This window comes from Achromobacter sp. NPDC008082 (genome assembly GCF_042957345.1).
Lineage (GTDB): Bacteria > Pseudomonadota > Gammaproteobacteria > Burkholderiales > Burkholderiaceae_B > Achromobacter > Achromobacter kerstersii_A.
In genome coordinates, this window is the sequence record NZ_JBIBIB010000003.1 from 461,520 (window position 1) to 481,816 (window position 20,297).

The window sequence follows — 20,297 nt, forward strand, 5'->3', positions numbered from 1 at the left end:
TTTCGATGGATAGCCGTTCGAGCTATAAATAGCATTGATCAATTCAAGGATTGAATCGATGGAATTCCGTCAGCTTGAGTGTTTCATTGCGGTTGCCGAAGAACTGCACTTTGGCCGGGCTGCTGAACGGCTCTGCATGACGCAGCCGCCGCTCTCGCGCCAGATTCAGCTGTTGGAACAGGATCTGGGCGTGACGCTGTTCGAACGCAATAGCCGCCAAGTGCTGCTCAGCGCCGCAGGCCGGCGCTTTCTGCGCGATGCGCGCCACTTGCTGGAATTTTCCGCGCGCGCGGCCGCCACCGCGCGGCGCACGTCAGGCGGAGAGGCCGGCCACATCACGCTGGGCTTTACCGCCGTGGCGTCGTACCGCTTGATGCCGTCGATGATCATGCAGGCGCGCAAGCTCTTGGCGGGCGTTGAGATTCAGCTGCGCGAAACCGTCAGCACCGATCTTGACCGCTTGCTGGTCGCGCGCGAGCTGGACGCCATTCTGGCGCGCAGCGTGCCGCAGCAGGCGGGTATCGAATCCCGCTTGATTGAGCGCGAACCCCTGGTGCTGGCGCTGCCCGCCGGGTCGCCCCTGTGCGAACACGAGACCGTGCCGCTGCGCCTGTTGCAGGGCCAACCCTTCGTGCTGTATTCGCCGCGCGAAGGGAAGTACTTTTATGACCGCATCGTGGGGGCGTTTGGGCTGGCCGATGTGCAGCCCGACTATGTACAGCGGGCAGGGCAAACCCATACGCTGCTGGCGTTGGTGCGCGCGGGGCTGGGCGTGGGCATCGTGCCGGATTCGGCGCGTGAACTGCGTTTCGATGGGGTCGAATTCCGGCCGATTGGCCAACGCAATCTGTATGCGGACATGTATCTGGCGTGGCATGCGCAGCACGACAACCCGGCGCTGGACGCCTTCCTGACACGCGTGGTGGGCATTGACACCGTGGAACCGCCAGGGCGCAAGTCGCCTGTCTGAGGGCGCGCGTGCTGCGTGTGGCGCGTCGCCTCTTGCCTACATCTGCATCTTCTTCTTGCCCAGCAAGGTCAACGCCAAGCTGCGGCCCGTGCGCATGAAGGGGTACAGCGTGGTCGACAGGCAGGGGTTGCGGAAGACGGCGGCGTTCACGCTATTGAAGAGATCGTTGCCGGTGCTAAGCAGCGCCAGCCGGTTGATGCAGTCGGCGCCCCAATAATCCTGGCCGTCCAGATGCAGCAGCATGCCTTGGTTCAGGTCATACCCTTGCGCCTTGTAGGCCACGGCCAGATCAGGGTGGTCGCGCATATTGAGCAGCTCGATCGGGCCCACCGCTTTTTGCAATTGCAGCATCCGCACATAGTTCGAGCAGAAGGGGCAGTCACCGTCGTAGAGCAGGAAATTCTTGGGCGTAGACATGATGCTCCTTGGTTGAAATGCACGGGTCCATTAAAGCGCAACGAGCGGCCAGCGGGGAATTCAGGCCAGCCGTTCGATCAGCCGCGGCGCCGACGCCGCCAGCAGCGCGACGCCGGATAGCGTCAGCAGGCCCAGCACAATCTGCCGAAAGCGCGCCTCGCTGATCCCGATATAAAGCTTGGCGCCCAGCAGCGTGGGCACCAGCATCGCGGGCGCCACGATGGCGAACAGCGGAAGCATGTCGCGGGTGACGATGCCCGTAGCAAGGTACGTGCCCATCGTCACGGCCAGCATCGACAAGTTGAAATTCTGGATGATGGCGCGCTGCTTGTCCTTTTCATAGCCGCGCAGCGTGCACCACAGCGTGGGCAAGGTTCCCGAAAACCCGCCGATGCCCGCCAGCACGCCACCCGAAAAACCGACCGCGCCGTCGGCCGCGCGTCCGCCCGCCGTGATCTTGGGGATGTTGCGAGCCAGCAGCATGGCGGGGCACCACACCATCAAAAATGCGCCCAGCATGGCCTTGAACCAGTCCATGTCCAGATGGGGCAGCACGGCCACGCCCAGCGGAATGCCGGCCAGCCCGCCCAGCACGAAGGGAGCCAATTGCTTGAGATTGAAACCGCGCCGAACCGTGACCGCGGCAAGCACCTGGCCCACCAGCGCGCCGAACACCGCAAGAGTGGCCGCCAGCCGCGGCTCCAGCGCCCAGGCCCAGAACGACATGGCGACCAGCCCGAATCCAAAGCCCGACAGGCCTTGCACAAACCCTGCGGCTACCGCCCCAACCACCACGACCAAATACACCGAATCCATCGTCATCCTCGAATTGTTATGGGCGCCTCGCGCATCTTGCCGACGGCGGGCTGAAAACATTCTGCTTCAGACCCATAAGGAAAAAATTCGATTTCTTGATGGAGGGATAAGGTGGGGCTGATGTTTGCGGGCGGGCGTTCAGGCCGGCGGCCGGCGCAGCGGCGCGTCGCGGTCCTGCTGGCGCCAGTTGGCGCGCAGTTCAGCGATGCGGCGCAGCGCCGCCTGCGACATCTTCCACCAGCCAAATGGCCGCGGGTCAGCCAGCATGCTCATGGCGCGGGCGTAGTCCAGCGTCAGCCCGGGCGTCCACGCCATCGTCAGCGCGCGTTTGCGTATCTGCGACGCCACCCACAATTCAGGCGTCAACAACAGCCGGATCAGCACGCGCCAACCGGCCTGGCTGCCATGCAGCCGTCCCACCACACCGTCCAACGCCGCGTCCAAGGCGCGCGCAACCGAGCTTGAACAATTGCGGTGCGTCAGGTTGTAGGTGCTGGTCTGCCGGTACACGTTCCAGAACGCGGCAAGCTTTTCGGCGTCGTAGTTCCGAATGCGTACCCGTGTGGTGGACGGGCACCAGGCTTGGGATTCGGTGGCGTAATCCGGCTGGTACACGCCGGGGATATCGTTCTCGGCGGTAGCGCGCAGCAGGTTGCCGAACTCGTCGGGCGAGCGGTCGATTTCGTCTCTGGGGTACAGGCTGATGTAAATGCCTTCGGGCGATTCCAGCGCGGCGTGGCCGGTCGAGATAACGCCGTTCACGTCTACCGCGGCGATGTAGCGGTCAACCAACGGGTAGTTGCGCGTTTGCGCTTTGGCCGACCCCGACGGCGTCCACACGTGCACCGTCAGCGCGCGTTCGGAATCGCTGGGCGGCCCATCCCACACCGGGGCGGGGGCGGCGGGCGAGGCCGGCATGAAGTCGGATGAATCGTTTTCCGCAAAAGCCGGGTTGGACGCCAGATGCCGCACGCGCCGCGCCAGCCACAGCAGCTTGATTGCCGCAATGCACAGGAACAGGCCCAGGCAGTAGGGCAGTGTGCCAACGTAATTGGTGGGGTAGGGCTGAAAGAAAAAGATGGCCAGCAGAATTTCGCCGATGCCGCCTGCAAACGCATAGCGCCAGCGGCTGTAGCGCACGACGTACGCGGCCAGGCATTGCAGCACGCCATCAACCAGGAACAGCAAGCCGAAGATCATCGACAGCACGAAGTGCCCATGATGCTGGCCGGCCAGAATCAAACCGCCTGCCAGCAACACGAACATCCCCTTGGCGTAGCGCAGCACGCGCTGACCGCCCACGCCGCTTGACGCAATCAATAAGGTGGCCAGCCCTTCGATGATGAAGAGCACGGCGAACACCTTCAGCGGAAAGTACAGGGCGTTGTCCAGCGCATCGATCAAGAGAAAGATGCCCGCCAATAGAAAGATCACGCCCGCGCCCGCCAAAGCACGCCAACGCTTGCGCAGATACGGAACTCCCAACAACAGCAATACGAGTTGTGGCATGCCAGCAATCCGGTGGAGGTGGGTCGGCTGAAGTCAGCATCGTACCGAAACCTTGCCGGGTTGCCGATCAGGAATTCGTAGCGATCAGGCCGCTGTTTGCGCCGGCCAGGCCAGGCTCATGGCGTAGCCGCGCACATCTTGCGGCCATGATTTCACGCACTGAACAAAGCGGCTTTCGTCCCCCGCATACAGCGCGCGCGTGGCCTCTTCGAAGCCGGGCAGGTCGCCCGCCATGCTGGACATGAAGCGATACGCGGCCTCTTGCTGTTGCCGCTGCCGGTCTTGCGCCTCGTTGTCGCGGCGTGCCTGCTCCACCAGCTTGCGCAGCGCAACAGATGCGCCACCGGGTTGCGCGCCCAGCCAGTCCCAGTGGCGCGGCAGCAGCGTCACTTCGCGCGGCACCACGCCCAGCTTGGGACGGCCGCGTCCGCGCGGCGGCGCGTCGGGCGTTTCGGCGGCGTCTGCTTGCGCCGGGGGCGCGCTGCCGGCCGGGGCTTGAGCGTGGCGCGCAATGATGTCGGCGTCGTCGCCGTGCAGATCCAGGTCGGTCTGCTGGCCGGTGCAGTCGTTGAACACCAGGGGGTTGCCGTGGCTTGCGTGCATGGCGCGTTTCACTGCTAGCGCGACGTCGGCGAGCGGGCCGGCGGCCAGAATGCGGTGGCCGTCAAAGGCGGTGTAGCGCGGAGTAGGGTGGGTTGTCATGATGTCCGGTTCCGATTCGTTTGATCGCAAAATCAATCACGGAGCGGATTATGATCCGGGTAAAAATAATCGTCAATATAATCCGGGTAAAAATATTGCCTTGTTGAATGTCGACAACAAGGCTATAAAACGGGGTCGGATTATCGGCGTTCTGGTGCCGGTTCAGCGGCGCCGCCGTCGCAAAAATTCCGTACAAACCTAGGGTCAACACCTAGGCAAAACATCCGGGCGGCGTATAATCTTGCTTTGCGCCCGGAGTTACCCATGCGTCTCGTTCAAAAAGCGCTCACCTTCGACGATGTGTTGTTGGTGCCTGCGTATTCCGAGGTGTTGCCGCGCGACACCTCCCTGGCCACCCGCCTGACCCGCAATATCAGCCTGAATATCCCGCTTGTGTCCGCCGCCATGGACACCGTCACCGAATCGCGTCTGGCCATCGCCATGGCGCAAGAGGGCGGCATCGGGATCATCCACAAGAATTTGACTGCCGATCAGCAAGCCCGTGAAGTGGCTCGCGTGAAGCGCCACGAATTCGGCATCGTGATCGATCCGGTCACCGTCACCCCCCAAATGAAAGTGCGCGACGCCATTGCGTTGCAGCGCCAGCATGGCATTTCGGGCCTGCCGGTGGTTGAAGGCCGCAAGCTGGTCGGCATCGTGACCAACCGCGATCTGCGTTTCGAAGAAAACCTGGATCAGCCCCTGCGCAACATCATGACGCCGCAGGAACGCCTGGTCACCATGAAGGAAGGCGCCACGCTGGACGAAGCGCAGGCCCTGATGCACAAGCACCGTCTGGAACGCGTGCTGATCGTGAACGACGGCTTTGAGTTGCGTGGCCTGGCCACCGTCAAAGACATCGTCAAGAATACCGAACACCCGATGGCCAGCAAAGACGGCCAAGGCCAGTTGCGCGTTGGCGCAGCGGTTGGCGTGGGCGCAGGCACCGAAGAGCGCGTGGAAAAGCTGGTTGCTGCTGGCGTTGACGTCCTGATCGTCGACACCGCGCACGGCCACTCCAAGGGCGTGCTGGAAGGCGTGCGCTGGGTCAAGCAGAACTACCCCAAGGTTGAAGTCATTGGCGGCAACATCGCCACCGCCGCCGCCGCGCGCGCGCTGGTCGAGTACGGCGCCGACGGCGTCAAGGTCGGTATCGGCCCCGGCTCCATCTGCACCACGCGTATCGTCGCTGGCGTAGGCGTGCCGCAAATCCATGCCATTTCCGAAGTGGCCAAGGCGCTGGAAGGCACGGGCGTTCCGCTCATCGCCGACGGCGGCATCCGCTACTCGGGCGACGTCGCCAAGGCGCTGGCCGCCGGCGCGTTCTCGTGCATGATGGGCGGCATGTTCGCCGGCACGGAAGAAGCTCCGGGCGAAGTCGTGTTGTTCCAAGGCCGTTCGTACAAGTCGTACCGCGGCATGGGCAGCCTGGGCGCCATGACGGACGGCTCGGCCGACCGCTACTTCCAGGACCCGGCCAACAACGCCGACAAGCTGGTCCCCGAAGGCATCGAAGGCCGCGTTCCCTACAAGGGCAGCGTGCTGGCCATCATTTACCAACTGGTCGGCGGCATCCGCGCCTCGATGGGCTACTGCGGCGCCGCCACCATTGACGACATGCGCACCAAAGCCGAATTCGTGGAGATCACCTCCGCCGGCGTGCGCGAGTCCCACGTCCACGACGTGCAGATCACCAAGGAAGCGCCTAACTACCGCGCCGACTGATCCGTACAGTCAACGACAATGTCATGCATCACGCACCGGCAGAATCGCATTCACAATAGCGGTTCTGCCGGTGCGGTTTTATTTAATCGGTAGAGCTCAATGCACCAGCGCATCCTCATTCTTGATTACGGTTCGCAAGTCACCCAACTGATTGCCCGCCGCGTCCGCGAAGCCGGCGTCTATTCCGAAGTGCACCCCGGCGACGTCGACGACGCCTTCGTGCGCGACCAGATGGCGCAAGGCTTGAAGGGCATCATCCTGTCCGGCAGCCACGCGTCCGCCTACGAAGAAGGCTCGATGCGCGTGCCGCACGCCGTCTTCGAACTTGGCGTGCCGGTGCTGGGCATCTGCTACGGCATGCAGTCCATGGCGCAGCAACTGGGCGGCGTGGTCAGCTTCTCGGACCACCGTGAATTCGGCTACGCCGAAGTCCGCGCCCACGGCCACACCAAGCTGCTGGAAGGCCTGGACGACTTCACCACGCCCGAAGGCCACGGCATGCTGAAGGTCTGGATGAGCCACGGCGACAAGGTCACTGAGCTGCCCCCGGGCTTCAAGCTGATGGCGTCCACGCCGTCGTGCCCCATCGCCGGCATGGCCGACGAAGACCGCCGTTTCTACGCCGTCCAGTTCCACCCCGAAGTCACGCACACCGTCCAAGGCAAGGCCATGCTGGCCCGCTTTGTGAACGAGATCTGCGAATGCCAGGGCGACTGGAACATGCCCGACTACGTCGCCGAAGCCGTCGCCCGCATCCGCGAGCAAGTCGGCACCGACGAAGTCATTCTGGGCCTTTCCGGCGGCGTGGATTCCTCGGTAGCCGCCGCCCTGATCCACAAGGCCATCGGCGACCAGCTCACCTGCGTGTTCGTCGACCACGGCCTGTTGCGCCTGGACGAAGGCAAACAGGTCATGCAGACCTTCGCCGAAAACATGGGCGTGAAGATCATTCACGTCGACGCCACCGCCCAATTCATGGGCAAGCTGTCTGGCGTGGCGGACCCCGAAGCCAAGCGCAAGATCATCGGCCGCGAATTCGTCGAAGTGTTCCAGGAACAAGCCGGCAAGCAGCAAAGCGCCAAGTGGCTGGCCCAGGGCACGATCTACCCCGACGTCATCGAATCCGCTGGCGCCAAGACGGGCAAGGCCACGTCGATCAAGTCGCACCACAACGTGGGCGGCCTGCCGGACACGCTGAACCTGCAACTGCTGGAACCCCTGCGCGAACTGTTCAAGGACGAAGTCCGCGAACTGGGCGTGGCCTTGGGCCTGCCGCCGCAGATGGTCTACCGCCACCCGTTCCCCGGTCCGGGTCTGGGCGTGCGCATTCTGGGCGAAGTGAAGCATGAATATGCTGAACTGCTGCGCCGTGCGGATGCGATCTTCATTGAAGAACTGCGCAATACCAAGGATGAGGCCAGTGGCCTGACTTGGTACGAGCTGACGTCGCAAGCGTTTGCCGTGTTCCTGCCGGTGAAGTCGGTGGGCGTGATGGGCGATGGCCGGACGTATGAGTACGTTGTGGCGCTGCGTGCGGTCCAGACGTTCGACTTCATGACCGCCGATTGGGCGCCGCTGCCGCACCCGCTGCTGGCTCGCGTTTCTTCGCGGATCATTAATGAAGTGCGCGGAATTAATCGCGTGGTGTATGACGTGTCGAGCAAGCCGCCGGCGACGATTGAGTGGGAATAACGTCTGTCGGCTTGGCGGCCGCTAGCGGCCTTCAATCGCCAGAACGGTTTGATATTCAATCAGTACATTAGGCCGAAAGTCAGCGGATATTTCTGATCCGCGAAAACGCTTGGCGGTAGACGTGGAAATAAGAACGGGAGGACTCGAATTCGAGTCCTCCCGTTTTTTTGTTCGCATGCAAAGCAGTCTCGCCAAGCCCCGCTTGCTCGTCGCCAGCAAACTAGGGTTATCCGGGATTCTTTATGCTTAAACTTTTGTGAAGAATAAGCGCCAGATGCAGGGCTCCACCGTGATGAGGCATCAAGGTGGTTCACCGGGGTGCGGCACCTGACGCACCGTACGCAGGATCGCGCGGTGGCGCCCCATAGGAGAATCGCATGCTGCTGCGTAGACATTGCCTGGCCGTGATGATGCTGGCGCTGACGGGCTGGGCGACGGGCAGCCAAGCGCAAACGCCGTCTCAGGCCTGGCCCAACAAGCCGGTGCGCCTGGTCGTGGGGCTGGCCCCTGGCGGGCTGGTCGACGTGCTGGCGCGCACGGTGCAGCCGCATTTGGCCGAGGGCTTGAAGCAGACCGTTATCGTTGAGAATCGGGGCGGCGCGGGCGGCAACCTGGCGGGCGCCGAGGTCGTGCGCAACGGAGGAGACAACCATACCTTCTTGCTCAATCCATCGACCACCGAGTCGGTCAACCCGCTGATGTTCGCCAGCATGCCGTTCGATCCGCAGCGTGACCTGCGGCCGGTCGCCTTGTTGGCCAACAGCCAGTTGTTCCTGTTCGTCCGGTCCTCGCTGGGCGTTGATACGCTCGAAGCCTTCGTCGAATACGCGCGCAAGCAGCCCAATCCGCTTAACTATGGGTCGGCCGGCAACGGCACGACGCCGCATCTGGCAGGCGAGCTGCTCAAGCAGGCTACCGGCATGCAGGCCACCCATGCGCCATATCGCGGCGTGGCGCCGGCGATACAAGACCTGGCCGCGGGCCAGATCGACTTTGCGTTTGGACCGGCCACGGTCTTTCCCATGGTGCAAGCGGGCAAGCTGAAGGTGCTGGCGGTGGCGAGCCGGCAACGGGCTGCTGTCGCGCCCGACATCCGCACCTTTTCTGAGGCCGGCATTGACGGCGTTTTCGCGGACAGCCTGTTCGGCGTGTATGCCGCCGCCGGCACCCGCGATGATGTGGTCGCTCGCATGAATGGCGAAATCAACAAGGTGCTGGCGCGGCCGGAGATCAAGGCGCGCTTCCTGGACGCCGGCGCTGAGGCGCTACCGCTAAGCGTGGCCGACTACGCCGCGCGTGTGCAGGACGAGAAGAAATTGTTCGCCCCATTGATGAAGTCGTTGGGGCTGAAGGAACAGTAGAGAAATCAGGTGTCAGACTGCCATGCCGCCGGTGCCAGCAAGAAATCAGGTGTCAGACTGCAATGTCGCCGATGCGAGCGCAACATGCAGTCTGACACCCTGGCGCACAACGTGCAGTCTGACACCATGGCGCATCAGCCCAACAGTTCCTTGCGAACGATTTCCGCGCCTTCGCTCAAAGCGAGCAGCTTGCCCTTCGCAATAGCCCGCGACAACGGCGCCATGCCGCAGTTCGTGCACGGATACAGCTTGTCGGCGTCCACAAACTTCAGCGCCTTTCTCAGCGTATTGGCCACTTCTTCCGGCGTTTCAACCTTATCGCTGGCCACGTCAATGGCGCCCACCATCACCTTTTTGCCGCGAACCAGTTCGAGCAGATCGATCGGCACGTGCGAGTTGTGGCATTCCAGCGAAATGATGTCGATATTGGACTTCTGCAGCTTGGGGAACGATTCCTCGTACTGACGCCACTCGGAGCCCAGCGTCTTCTTCCAGTCGGTGTTGGCCTTGATGCCGTAGCCGTAGCAGATATGCACGGCGGTTTCGCATTTCAGGCCTTCAATCGCCCGTTCCAGCGTGGCGATGCCCCAATCGTTGACCTCGTCGAAGAACACGTTGAACGCCGGTTCATCGAATTGGATGATGTCCACGCCCGCGGCTTCCAATTCGCGGGCTTCCTGGTTCAGGATCTTGGCGAATTCCCAGGCCAGTTTTTCCCGACTCTTGTAGTGCGCGTCGTACAGCGTGTCGATCATCGTCATGGGGCCTGGCAGCGCCCACTTGATGGGTTGCTTGGTTTGCTGACGCAGGAATTTGGCGTCTTCCACGAACACCGGCTTCTGACGGCTGACGGCGCCCACCACGGTCGGCACGCTCGCGTCATAGCGATCACGGATGCGAACGGTTTCGCGCTTTTCGAAATCGACGCCGTCGAGATGCTCGATGAACGTCGTGACAAAGTGCTGACGGGTTTGCTCGCCGTCGCTGACGATATCAATGCCCGCGTGCTGTTGTTCTTGCAGCGCCAGCCGCAAGGCGTCTTGCTTGCCCTCGATCAGCTCGTCGTCTTGCAGTTTCCAAGGCGACCAAAGTTTTTCAGGCTGTGCAAGCCACGAAGGCTTGGGCAGGCTGCCGGCGGTGGAGGTGGGCAGTAGTTTTTTCATGATCAGGGGTCTCGTGTGTTTTCTCAGTGATTAGCGCGCGTAGTTGGCGGCCCAGCTTTCCAGCACGTGCTTGTAGGGCTTGATGAAGTGCTCTTCCGTGAACTTTCCCTGCTTCACGGCGAGCTGGCTGCGCTCTTCGCGGTCATAGACAATCTGCGTCAGCGAGTAATCCTGATTCTTCAGGCTCGGTTGATAAAGCTTCCCCGCAGCGGAATTGGCGTTGTAGATCTCGGGGCGGTAAATCTTCTGAAACGTTTCCATCGTGCTGATGATGCTGATCAGCTCAAGATTCGTGTAGTGGCCAAGCAGGTCGCCCTGAAAGTAGAAGGCCAACGGCGCGGCGCTGCCCGGGGGCATGAAGTAACGGACCTGCAAGCCCATTTTTTCGAAGTACTGGTCCGTGGGCGAGAATTCGTTTTGTTGATATTCAACGCCCAGGATGGGGTGCTGATTTTCAGTGCGCAGGTACGTCTTGCTGCTCGAGGCGCTGATGCAGATAACCGGCGGTTTGCTGAACCGCTCTTGGTAAGCGCTGGAGCTGACAAAGTGCTTGAACAGCTTGCCGTGCAGATCGCCGAAACCGTCAGGCGAGCTGAACGTGGATTTGTTCTTGTTGTGCTCTTGCAAAAGCACGCTGAAGTCGTAGTCGCGCACGTACGAAGAGAAGTTATTCCCGACGATCCCTTCGATGCGTTCGTTGTTCTGGCGGTCGACGATATTGGTCTTCAGGATTTCAATCAGCGGAAAGACAGCGCTGCCGGCGTTGGCGGCGATGTTCATCTCAACGGAGATAATCTCGAGTTCGACCGTGTAGCGATCCCCCTTTGGGTTGTCCCAATGCGCCAGATTATTGAAGCGCCTGTCGATCATCTTCAGCGTGTTGCGCAGATTCTCCTGGCGGCTCGCGCCCCGGGCCAGATTGGCGAAGTTGGTCGTGATGCGTGTGCTGTCGGAGGGCTGATAATTTTCATCAAAAGGAATGCTCTTGATGTTGAATGTGAACGCGTTGCTCATGGTGTTGGGGGGTGCTGATTTGGGCGAAAGGAATACGAAGTCCGGCTGCCGCGTGGCGGCGGACGCTATCGCCGCTGCGGGCGGCGCTTGAACGGGCTTTGCGTCAGGCCGCGACGGCTTCTTCTGCGGCGGCGGTGCGTGAATGGCGCATCAATTCGATGAAGGGCAATGCGCGCTGGACCGCCAGTCTGGCCCGTTCGAGCAGGGCCAGGTCCTGCACGCGGTAGTCGGCAAAATCCTTGTCGGTCGCGTAGACGCCCAGCGGCAAGGTGCGTGCCTGGAAGAAGCTGAACAGCGGCCGCAACTGGTGGTCGATCATCAAGGCATGGCGTTCGCTGCCGCCGGTGGCCGCCAACAAGACGGGCTTGTCGATCAAAGCGTCCTGATGAATGAAGTCGAAGAAGTGCTTGAACAGCCCCGTATACGAGCCGCGGTAGACCGGCGTGGTCACCACCAGGATGTCGGCTTGTTCGACCGCGCCAAGCTCGCGCTCCACCGTGTCGGGCAATTGCGAGCGCCAGACGGCGCCAGCAAGTTGCGGGGCGAGCTGGCCCAGTTCAACCAGGTGCTGTTCGCACGGGACGTCGTCGGCGATCAGATCCAGCAGGTGCTCTGCCAGGGCCGCTGACTTGGAGGGGCGTTGCAGTCCGCCGGAAACTGCGACTAGACGGAGTGGACGTGTCATCTTTGCTTTACATGAATGAATCTGCCCGGCGCCGCATCTGATTTTGTGCAGTTGCAGCATCAAGCTGGAACCGCATGCTAAAGGGCGGTAACGATGAAGTAAAATGGTTTTATTTCAACAATCCATGAGCAAGAATCATCTGAATGCTTGAGCGCATCCACCTTAGCATCGTCCAGCAGGTCGAAAAGCAAGGGTCGCTGACGGCCGCCGCGGGCGTGTTGAACCTGACCCAGTCGGCCCTGAGCCACAGCATGAAGAAGCTGGAGCAGCAGTTGGGCACCGACGTCTGGCTGCGCGAAGGCCGAAGCCTGCGCTTGACGCAGGCCGGCCAATACCTGCTGGCGGTGGCGAACCGCGTGCTGCCGCAACTGGACCTGGCCGAAGAGCGGCTGGGCCAGTTCGCGCAGGGCGAACGCGGCGCGCTGCGCATCGGCATGGAATGCCACCCTTGCTATCAGTGGTTGCTAAAGGTGGTTTCACCGTATCTGGCGGCGTGGCCCGACGTGGATGTGGACGTCAAGCAGAAGTTCCAGTTCGGCGGGATCGGCGCGCTTTTTGGCTACGAGATCGACCTGCTGGTTACGCCCGACCCGCTGTTCAAGCCGGGCCTGAAGTTCGAGCCCGTGTTCGACTACGAGCAGGTGCTGGTAGTGGCCAAGGGCCACCCTCTGGCCACGGCTGCTTACGTGAAGCCGCAGCAGCTGACCCAGGAAGTGCTGATCAGCTATCCCGTGGACATCGAGCGCCTGGACATCTACAACCAGTTCCTGCTGCCGGCCGGGGTTACGCCCAAGCGCCATAAAGCCATCGAAACCACCGACATCATGGTGCAGATGGTGGCCAGCGGACGCGGTGTGGCGGCGCTGCCGCGCTGGCTGGTCGAGGAATACGCGGCCCGGATGGATGTGGTGCCGGTGCGGCTGGGCATGCGTGGCATCGCCAAGCAGATTTTTCTTGGGGCGCGCGAGGCGGACAGCGCCATCGATTATGTGCGGGCTTTCATCGAACTGGCCCGTCACCCGGTTCTGATCACCCCGGTCCCGGTCGCCCCGGCCCCCGTCGCCCCGGCCGCCATGGGGCACGAAGCCAAGGCATGAACGTCACCGTGGTGCGCAAGCGCTTAGAACATATGCCGCATCCCCGTCATCACCCCAATGCGCGTCGTGCTGCCAACGCCGGTTGCCGCCTGGCCGCTCCAGTACTCGGTTTCCCGGCCGACCGCGCCGCCCCGTGCTCGGGTGGCGTCAAGTTCTAGAAAAACGCTGGTGCGCGGGGATAGGGCGTAGTCCGCCACGGCCGCAACGATGTCGCCATTGCCGCTGCCAAGCAGCACCGGCGCGGGCTGGTACTGCGTCGTGACCTTGCCGCGTTGCTGGTAGCGATAGTAGGCGCCGGATACATGCAGTGCGGGCGTGACCTGATAGCCCAGGCCGATAAAGCTGATGGCGTAGCGCGGATGCTGCGCGGTTTCGCGCCGGCCCATGTGGCCTAAGTAGGCGGTGGCCTTGCCGACCGCGTACGAACCGCCAATGGAATAGTTGTGCAGCGTGTTGTCCCCGGTACGCGCGCGATGCTGGTCATAGGCCACGCCGACTGACAGCGGCCCTTGCTGGTACATCAGGCCGCCGCCAAACGTGGAGCCGCGCGACGTGCTGCCGGCCTGTTGCCCAAAGCCGTAGTCCACCTGCAAGGTGAGCGGCCCCGTATTGCGGCTGTAGACCACGCTGTTGTTGATGCGGTAATCCTGAAAGAAGACGTCGCCGCCGGTGTAGAGCGGGTCCGACCAGAAGTTGCCCCAGCTTTGGTCCAGCGGGTTGTATGCCCAGCCGATGTTGTTCAAGGCGTTGTATTGCCGGCCGAGGGTCAGGCTGCCCCAGGCGCCGGACACGCCCACATAGGCCTGGCGGCCGAACAAGGCGTTGTAGGCGGTCTTGCCATTATTGGTGCCGAAGCCATTTTCCAGCACGAAAATGGTCTGGTTGCCGTTGCCGAGGTCTTCGGAACCCTTCAGGCCCCAGCGGCTGCCGCCGATGCCGCTGGAGACGAGCTGGCTCAAGCTGCCATGTTCACCATCGATGTTGGAGGTGTAACGCAAGGCGGTGCTGATGACGCCATACAGGGTGACGTTGGTCTGCGCATGCGTGGCGAAAGGCAGCACTGCGCCCGCCAGCAGCCAAAGGCCGGCTATCTGTTTCATTGGTGGTTTCCTCCCCCTTTGATGCCCGGCACTCGGTGGCGCCGGGGCGATGTTGTGGTTTACAGGTCGAGCACGAGCTTTTCACCCTTGGCGCGCGACACGCAGATCAGCAGCGTCTGTTGCGCCGCCTTGTCTTTGTCAGTCAGGTACTGATCGAAGTGGACGGCTTCGCCTTCCAGAATGCGGGTTTCGCAGGTGCCGCACACGCCTTCGCGGCATAGGCAGTCGACCGGGGCCGTGCCGTCACGCTCAATCGCGTCTAGGATGGATTCGCCGCTGGCCACTTCCACGGTGACGCCGGACTTGGCCAGCACCAGCGCGAACGCGGCGCCAGACGGCTTGGCCGCGGCGAACTTCTCCACGTGTACACGCCACGGCGCAACGCCCACGCCCTGAGCCGCGCGGTGCACGGCGTCGATCAGCGTGCCAGGGCCGCACACATAGACGTGCGCGTCGGGTTTCAGGTCACGCAGCAGGCTGGCGACGTTCATGGTTTGGCCATTGCTGCTGTCATAGAACCTGACGCGGCCCGGGCAAGACTGGGCCAGCTCATCTTGGAAGGCGCCGTGCCCCTCTGCGCGGAAGGCGTAGTGCAGTTCGTATGAATCGCCACGGTTGAGCAATTCATGCAGTTGCGACATGAACGGCGTGATGCCGATGCCGCCCGCGATCAGCACGTGGTGGCCGGCCGAGCCGTCCAACGCGAACAGATTGTTCGGCGGGGTGATGGTCAGCAGGTCGCCTTCGCCGACCTGGTCGTGCAGGTAGGCCGAGCCGCCCTTGGATGGCGTTTGCCGCCGCACGCCTATCTGGTAGCTGGCAAGCGCGTGCGGTGAACTCATCAGCGAATAAGCGTTGTTGTAGTGGCTGTCGCCGTTACGCATCTGCACGATGATGTGGCTGCCGCCCGAGAAGGGCGGCAACGCGCTGCCGTCGCTGGATTCCAGCGTGAAGCGTTTGATCAGCGGGGTCACGCGCTCAATGCGCGCAACCCGCACCTGCATAGCCTGATGAAGAAGGGGCGCGTTGGCGGTCATGATCATGCGGGGGCGTGTTGAGACGTTGGCGCCGTGTGAGAAGGCGCCGCACCCTGGCGCTCGGCATCCTTATGCGCAGCGCCTGCGTGGTCAGCGCCGGCGTGTCCAGCACCCGCTTGACCAGCACCCGCGTGTCCAGCGCCCTGGTACTCCGTCGCCAATCGCCGATGAAAATGCACGATGCCGTGTTCGCTGATGCCGCTACGCTGGCGGTCGACCATGATGCGGCCCTGGCCGCGATACCCTCTAGACTTCAACCCCTTCTGCACGCTCTCAACCAAACGCAGGTCTTCAGGGCGGAACACATCGCGGTACCACTCCACCAGTTTCTGCTGTTCGTCGGTCAGCTCCTTGTTCAGAAAGTAAATCTCGTAGTGCTGCAACGTCACGCCAGCGCTGGCCGGGAATTCATAGATGACGGTCATGAAGTCGGCGCCCGGCGGCACGTTGAACATCGTGCAGGGCCAGGTCCAGAAGCCGGCGAAGCTGGGGTCCTTCACCGACGGGTCGACCTTGAATGACTTTTCGGAAGACTTCGCCAAGCCAAACTGCAACGTCCAGTTGCCGTGCATCGTGTGGGCGTATTTGTCGACTTGGACGGAGTCCGCGAAGCTGGGGTGCACGGGGCCGCAGTGGTAGCACTCCAGGTAGTTGTCGACGATGGACTTCCAGTTGGCGGGCGTGTCGGTGACAAAGCGGGCGGCCAGGTGCAGGTCGTCCACGACCGGGCACGCAGCGCGCAGGCGGGCTTCGAAGCCGGGCAGTTGTTCTTCCACGGAGCCAGCGTCCGGGTTCAGGTTGATGAACACAAAGCCGGCGGTTTCTTCGACCCGGATGGGGACCAGGGTCGCCTTGTCGCGGTCGAAGTGGGGCACGTTGTCGCAGTTGCGGGCAAGGGCCAGCTCGCCATCAAGCTTGAAGGTCCACGCGTGATACGGACAGGTGATGACGTTCTTGGCGCGGCCGCTGCCTTGCAGCAGTTGGTGGCCGCGATGCGGGCAGACGTTGTAGAAGGCGCGCAGGATGCCTTCGCGGTCGCGTAGCACGATGATGCTTTCGCCGATGATCTCGCGCGTGACGTAGTCGTTGGGCGCCGCCAGTTCGCTGCGGTGCGCGACGCAGATCCAGCTGTTGGCGAACACCTGTTCTTTCTCGTAATCGAAGACCGCGTCCTGGGTGTAGTACGAGGCGGGCAGGGTCCAGGCGTGTTCTTCGTCGGCGCAGAAGTTGGCGGGCAGTTGGGGGATGCGGTTCATGATGGTCTCCATGGAAGCGTTGGCGTGGGGGCCAGCGATTGATTGGGAAGCGATAGATTGGGAAGCGATAGATTCGGAAGCGATAGATTCGGAAGCGCGCAGCGCTTGCTGCGCGCGCTTTCGTTCAGGGCTATCCGTTTGCGACGGCGCGCGCGGTCTTGATCGGCTGGCGCAGGTCTGACACGACCGCGTCTTCTGATCCCGGCTGCGCGGCCGATTCGATCAAGTACGCCGGGACATCCCGGTAGTCCTGCATCAGCCAGCGGAACAGGCCGAACAGCTTGATGGCGAGGATGAACAGGAAGGGGATGGCGGTGAGCACCACTGCGGTCTTCATCGTTTCCAGCGATGCTTTGGCGAACAGCATCGCAAGCGGCACGAGCGTTAGCGCGATGCACCAGAACACGCGGCTGGTGGGCGAAGGGTCTTGGCCCTCGGACAGGTTGCGAGTGGTGGTGGCGGCCACGGCATAGGCGACGGCATCGACGTGCGCCGCCAGGAAGACGATCATGATCGCCAGGTAGAGGCCCAGGAAAAGTTTGCCGGCGGGCAGCGCGCTTAGCAGCATTTCGACGGCCGTTTCGCCGCCTTGCGCCTTCAGGATGTGCGGGACATCGATGGCGCCCGACAGGAACTGATGCATCGAGTAGCTTTCCAGCGCGCCAAAGAAGAACCAGCAACCGGCGCTGCCGCCCAGCAAGAGGGCGCCGATGACGTCCTTGATCTTGCGCCCCTTGGATACGCGCGCCACGAACATTGCCACGCCCGGCGAGTACGACACCCACCACAGCCAATAGAACACCGTCCAGCCGCGGTTGAAGGCGCCGTCGCCGGCGGGGTCGGTGAAGAGGCTCATGCGGACGTAGTTCTGCAACATCAGCCCCAGGCCGTTAACAATGTTGTTGCCGGAGAACTGGGTGGGGCCGACGACAAAGACGACGGCGGCCAGCAGCAGCGCGCCCCAACAGACCATATGGCTCAGGCGTTTCATGCCGCTGGCGATGCCGATGTAGGCGCTGGCTGAAAATAGCGCGGACACGCCGACGATCACGATCAACTGCATGGTGAAGGTGTCGGGGGTGCCGGCCAGGCTTGCGAGGCCGCGCGTGAAGGTGGTGGCGGTCAGGGCGATGGAAACCGTCAGCGCGCCGAACATCGTCAGCAGGAAAATCAGGTCTGCTAAGCGGCCGACCGGCCCCGTGGCGCGAAACCCGGTAATGGCCTGGATGATGGACGCAAGGTTCAAGCCCGCCTTCTTGCGCACATGAAAGTGGTAGGCCATCGCAAGCGAGGGCAGGGCGTACACCGCCCAGGCGCTCAGGCCCCAGTGAAAGAAGGAATAGCTGATGCTGTATTCCAGCGCGTCGCGCGTGCCGGCGGCAACGTTCAGGCCGGGCGACTGGTAGTAGTAGGCCCATTCCATTACGCCCCAATACAAGGTCGACGACCCCATGCCGGCGCAGATGAACATGAAGATCCATGACAGCGTCGAGTATTCGGGCTTGCCGTCGCCCAGGCGCACGTTGCCATATTTGCTGAACGCCAGCGCGATGCAGGCGATGACACAGGCAAAGACGAACACCTGGATCAGCGAGCCGAATGAACGGGTGGACCCGTCGAACAACAGGGTGGCGATGGCGGCCGCTTCAGCGGGCCAGCAGACCATGGCGATGACGGTAATCAGCACGGCAGTGAGCGTGCAGAGGGTTAGGAACCCGTCGCGGCGTGGCGCGGATGTTTTCACGTTGTCTCCTCCGATGCGTCTTGGCGCATGGGTATTTTGGTGTCGAGTCTGGGGGGTATCGCCTGCCCAAGCGCAACGCAAGCGCGCGGCTTCGGCAAACGATTATTCTTGCTGGGTGTTAACTAGTGGTTTACATTAACCAACAATTAACCAGACTGTAGGCACTACTTTCTTGATGGACAAGCATCGATCGGAAATCCGCGCGTTTGTAACGAGTCGTTTGGTTTGCCCGCGCGCAGGCACCGTATTTTTCCTTCGGCTGCGCCTCGGCGTTGCGCCTGCGGGGGCGATGTGATGACGGAAGATAGCTTTGCGTTTCGCTTAAAAGAACTGCTTGAGCACAAGCAGCTGACACTGCAAGCCGTCGCCACGGCGCTCAACGTGTCGCGTCCCGCCGTTCATAAATGGACCAAGGGCGGCGAGATCGACTACGAAAAGCTGCGCAAGCTGGCGGCGTTTCTGGGGGTGAACTGGATCTGGCTGCGCTACGGCGAGCAGGCGCGGGAAGAGGCGGGCGCATCAAGCGCGGTGGCGATGCCGATGACCGATACGCGCCGCCGCTACATGGCCGAGATCATGGAAAGCGAAGCGCGCATGAAGCTGGCGCAAGAGGGCGCGCGCATTGTGACCTGGGAATGGAACCTGATCACGGACGACGTCAGCTACTCGTCCAACGTCGAAGCTGTCTACGGCTGGCGTATCGTCAGCAACGAAAGCTTCTGGAAGCACGTGCACGCCGAAGACGTGCCGATGATGAACGCCGCGTACGAGGAATCGCTACGCACCGGCAACGCGCATGAATTCGATTTCCGCCTGATCCAGCCGGACGGCAGCCTGCGCTGGATTTCGTCGCGCGCGACCCCCGTGCGCGACTTTGATGGGCGCATCGTCAAGATTGTGGGCATCAGCATGGACAACACGGCGCGCAAGCTGACGGAACAGTCGCTGCGGGACCAGCAGGCGCGGTTCGAAGCCGTGTTTGAGTTGACGTCGCAGGGGATGGCGTTGCTGGACGCCGAGCTGCGCTGCGAGTCCGCCAACACGGCGCTGGCGGAAATGCTTGGCTATGCCAAGGCCGCGCTGATGGGCGACGGGCTGATGCGCGTGTTTGCCGATGGCGGGGCGCGTTTGAAGAAGATGCTGCACGGCAAGCCGACCGCTGTTTTTGGCGCGAAGATGCGCGCTAAAGACGGCAGCGCGCAGCGCGTGCGGGTGCGCGCTGTGCTGACGCGCGGCAGCGAGGGGGCGGCTGCGTACTTTGCGTTGGCGGTCGAAGGAGAATGAGCGTGGTGAAGGCCAGCCAACGGTAAGGGCCAGCCAACGGTGAAGGTCAGCCAGCGGTGAAGGTCAGCCAGCGGTGAAGGTCAGCCAGCGGTGAAGGTCAGCCAGCGGTGAAGGCCAGCCAACGGTGAAGGCTACTCTGGGCTGCAGACACGCCCGTCATTTATCCTTCTCGCCTTTCTCCCTCGTCCCTCTATCCCTCGCCCCTTACTCCATCGCCCCTTAGTCCCCGCGACGCTGCACCACCAAATTGCTGACGAAGATCTGCACTATCTCATCGTTCTGATTCAGCGTTGTCGTGCGCGCTTTTACCAAGCCTTGTTGGGGCCGCGTCTTCGACGGCCGTACCTCCAACACTTCGCCTTCGATCCTTAATTCATCATCCGGGCGGACTGGCAGCGGCCAGCGGATTTCGTCCACGCCCGCGCCGATGATGCCGCCTGCCGGTTTGAACTCGCTGGCGACCAGCAACTGCATCGTCAACGCCGCAGTGTGCCAGCCGCTGGCGGCCAGGCCTTTGAATAGCGTGCCGCTGGCGGCGTCTTCGTCCAGATGAAACGGCTGCGGATCGAATTCCGAGGCGAAGGCTTTGATGCGTTCGCGGGTGACGCGTACGCGGGCGGTGCCGATGAAGCGTTGTCCAGGGGTCAGGTCTTCGAGGTAGTGCTCGGCCATGTCGGGGTGCTCCGTCAAATCGGCGTTAAGCGCTAAGTGTTAAGCGCTAAGTG

The 20,297-nt window shown here is 62.4% G+C and carries 19 protein-coding genes; 7 read left to right on the top strand and 12 right to left on the bottom strand.

Annotated elements, in window-relative coordinates; translation table 11 throughout:
- The first annotated feature begins 58 nt into the window (after positions 1-58).
- A complete protein-coding gene (locus tag ACFZAI_RS14215) occupies positions 59-970 on the top strand; it encodes a LysR family transcriptional regulator (protein WP_391567463.1) in 912 nt (303 codons plus the stop codon).
- 36 nt (positions 971-1,006) lie between these two features.
- Here ACFZAI_RS14215 and ACFZAI_RS14220 read toward each other — a convergent pair whose 3' ends face one another.
- The 4 genes from ACFZAI_RS14220 to ACFZAI_RS14235 all read right to left on the bottom strand — a co-directional run bounded on the left by ACFZAI_RS14220 (position 1,007) and on the right by ACFZAI_RS14235 (position 4,414).
- The gene (locus ACFZAI_RS14220; RefSeq protein WP_391567464.1) at positions 1,007-1,387 is read right to left on the bottom strand and encodes a DCC1-like thiol-disulfide oxidoreductase family protein; all 381 of its coding nucleotides are present in this window, start codon (positions 1,385-1,387) and stop codon (positions 1,007-1,009) included.
- A gap of 60 nt (positions 1,388-1,447) precedes the next feature.
- Positions 1,448-2,203: a sulfite exporter TauE/SafE family protein gene (locus ACFZAI_RS14225; protein WP_391567465.1), complete on the bottom strand. Its 756-nt coding sequence runs from the start codon at positions 2,201-2,203 to the stop codon at positions 1,448-1,450.
- A gap of 138 nt (positions 2,204-2,341) precedes the next feature.
- The gene (locus tag ACFZAI_RS14230; RefSeq protein WP_391567466.1) at positions 2,342-3,712 is read right to left on the bottom strand and encodes an HdeD family acid-resistance protein; all 1,371 of its coding nucleotides are present in this window, start codon (positions 3,710-3,712) and stop codon (positions 2,342-2,344) included.
- Positions 3,713-3,796: 84 nt separating this feature from the next.
- Positions 3,797-4,414: a DUF2239 family protein gene (locus ACFZAI_RS14235; protein ID WP_391567467.1), complete on the bottom strand. Its 618-nt coding sequence runs from the start codon at positions 4,412-4,414 to the stop codon at positions 3,797-3,799.
- Between ACFZAI_RS14235 and ACFZAI_RS14240 the strand changes: the two genes are divergently transcribed.
- The 4 genes from ACFZAI_RS14240 (at position 4,413) to ACFZAI_RS14255 (ending at position 9,192) form a co-directional block, all read left to right on the top strand.
- Positions 4,413-4,616, top strand: a complete 204-nt coding sequence (locus ACFZAI_RS14240) for a hypothetical protein (protein WP_391567468.1) — start codon at positions 4,413-4,415, stop codon at positions 4,614-4,616. The genes ACFZAI_RS14235 and ACFZAI_RS14240 overlap by 2 nt on opposite strands.
- Before the next feature lie 62 nt (positions 4,617-4,678).
- Positions 4,679-6,139: an IMP dehydrogenase gene (gene guaB, locus ACFZAI_RS14245; protein WP_046805860.1), complete on the top strand. Its 1,461-nt coding sequence runs from the start codon at positions 4,679-4,681 to the stop codon at positions 6,137-6,139.
- A 99-nt stretch (positions 6,140-6,238) separates the two neighbouring features.
- Positions 6,239-7,831 (top strand): glutamine-hydrolyzing GMP synthase, encoded by a 1,593-nt coding sequence (gene guaA, locus ACFZAI_RS14250; RefSeq protein ID WP_046805861.1) that lies wholly within the window; start codon positions 6,239-6,241, stop codon positions 7,829-7,831.
- Between the two features lie 377 nt (positions 7,832-8,208).
- Entirely contained in the window at positions 8,209-9,192 is a 984-nt protein-coding gene (locus ACFZAI_RS14255) for a Bug family tripartite tricarboxylate transporter substrate binding protein (protein WP_391567469.1), read from the top strand.
- A 134-nt stretch (positions 9,193-9,326) separates the two neighbouring features.
- Here the strand turns inward: ACFZAI_RS14255 and ACFZAI_RS14260 are convergent, their stop codons facing one another.
- The 3 genes from ACFZAI_RS14260 to msuE form a co-directional block, all read right to left on the bottom strand.
- A complete protein-coding gene (locus tag ACFZAI_RS14260; RefSeq protein ID WP_100856114.1) occupies positions 9,327-10,355 on the bottom strand; it encodes a methionine synthase in 1,029 nt (342 codons plus the stop codon).
- Between the two features lie 30 nt (positions 10,356-10,385).
- Entirely contained in the window at positions 10,386-11,369 is a 984-nt protein-coding gene (locus ACFZAI_RS14265; protein WP_391567470.1) for a DUF1852 domain-containing protein, read from the bottom strand.
- Positions 11,370-11,472: 103 nt separating this feature from the next.
- The gene (gene msuE / locus ACFZAI_RS14270; RefSeq protein ID WP_391567857.1) at positions 11,473-12,054 is read right to left on the bottom strand and encodes an FMN reductase; all 582 of its coding nucleotides are present in this window, start codon (positions 12,052-12,054) and stop codon (positions 11,473-11,475) included.
- 143 nt (positions 12,055-12,197) lie between these two features.
- Here msuE and ACFZAI_RS14275 point away from each other — a divergent pair, with 143 nt between their 5' ends.
- Positions 12,198-13,151, top strand: a complete 954-nt coding sequence (locus ACFZAI_RS14275; protein ID WP_391567471.1) for a LysR family transcriptional regulator — start codon at positions 12,198-12,200, stop codon at positions 13,149-13,151.
- Between the two features lie 23 nt (positions 13,152-13,174).
- Here the strand turns inward: ACFZAI_RS14275 and ACFZAI_RS14280 are convergent, their stop codons facing one another.
- The 4 genes from ACFZAI_RS14280 to ACFZAI_RS14295 form a co-directional block, all read right to left on the bottom strand.
- A complete protein-coding gene (locus tag ACFZAI_RS14280; RefSeq protein WP_391567472.1) occupies positions 13,175-14,251 on the bottom strand; it encodes a porin in 1,077 nt (358 codons plus the stop codon).
- A 59-nt stretch (positions 14,252-14,310) separates the two neighbouring features.
- Complete coding sequence (locus tag ACFZAI_RS14285) at positions 14,311-15,225, bottom strand: PDR/VanB family oxidoreductase (protein WP_391567473.1); 915 nt, start codon at positions 15,223-15,225, stop codon at positions 14,311-14,313.
- Between the two features lie 65 nt (positions 15,226-15,290).
- Positions 15,291-16,544: an aromatic ring-hydroxylating dioxygenase subunit alpha gene (locus tag ACFZAI_RS14290; protein WP_391567474.1), complete on the bottom strand. Its 1,254-nt coding sequence runs from the start codon at positions 16,542-16,544 to the stop codon at positions 15,291-15,293.
- A gap of 130 nt (positions 16,545-16,674) precedes the next feature.
- Positions 16,675-18,288 carry a BCCT family transporter gene (locus ACFZAI_RS14295; RefSeq protein ID WP_391567475.1) on the bottom strand — a complete coding sequence of 538 codons (1,614 nt, stop codon included), beginning with the start codon at positions 18,286-18,288 and terminating at the stop codon, positions 16,675-16,677.
- 294 nt (positions 18,289-18,582) lie between these two features.
- Between ACFZAI_RS14295 and ACFZAI_RS14300 the strand changes: the two genes are divergently transcribed.
- Positions 18,583-19,572, top strand: coding sequence for a PAS domain-containing protein (locus ACFZAI_RS14300; protein WP_391567476.1), 990 nt, complete (start codon positions 18,583-18,585; stop codon positions 19,570-19,572).
- Between the two features lie 219 nt (positions 19,573-19,791).
- Here ACFZAI_RS14300 and ACFZAI_RS14305 read toward each other — a convergent pair whose 3' ends face one another.
- Positions 19,792-20,244 carry a MaoC family dehydratase gene (locus tag ACFZAI_RS14305; protein WP_391567477.1) on the bottom strand — a complete coding sequence of 151 codons (453 nt, stop codon included), beginning with the start codon at positions 20,242-20,244 and terminating at the stop codon, positions 19,792-19,794.
- Positions 20,245-20,297: the final 53 nt, after the last annotated feature.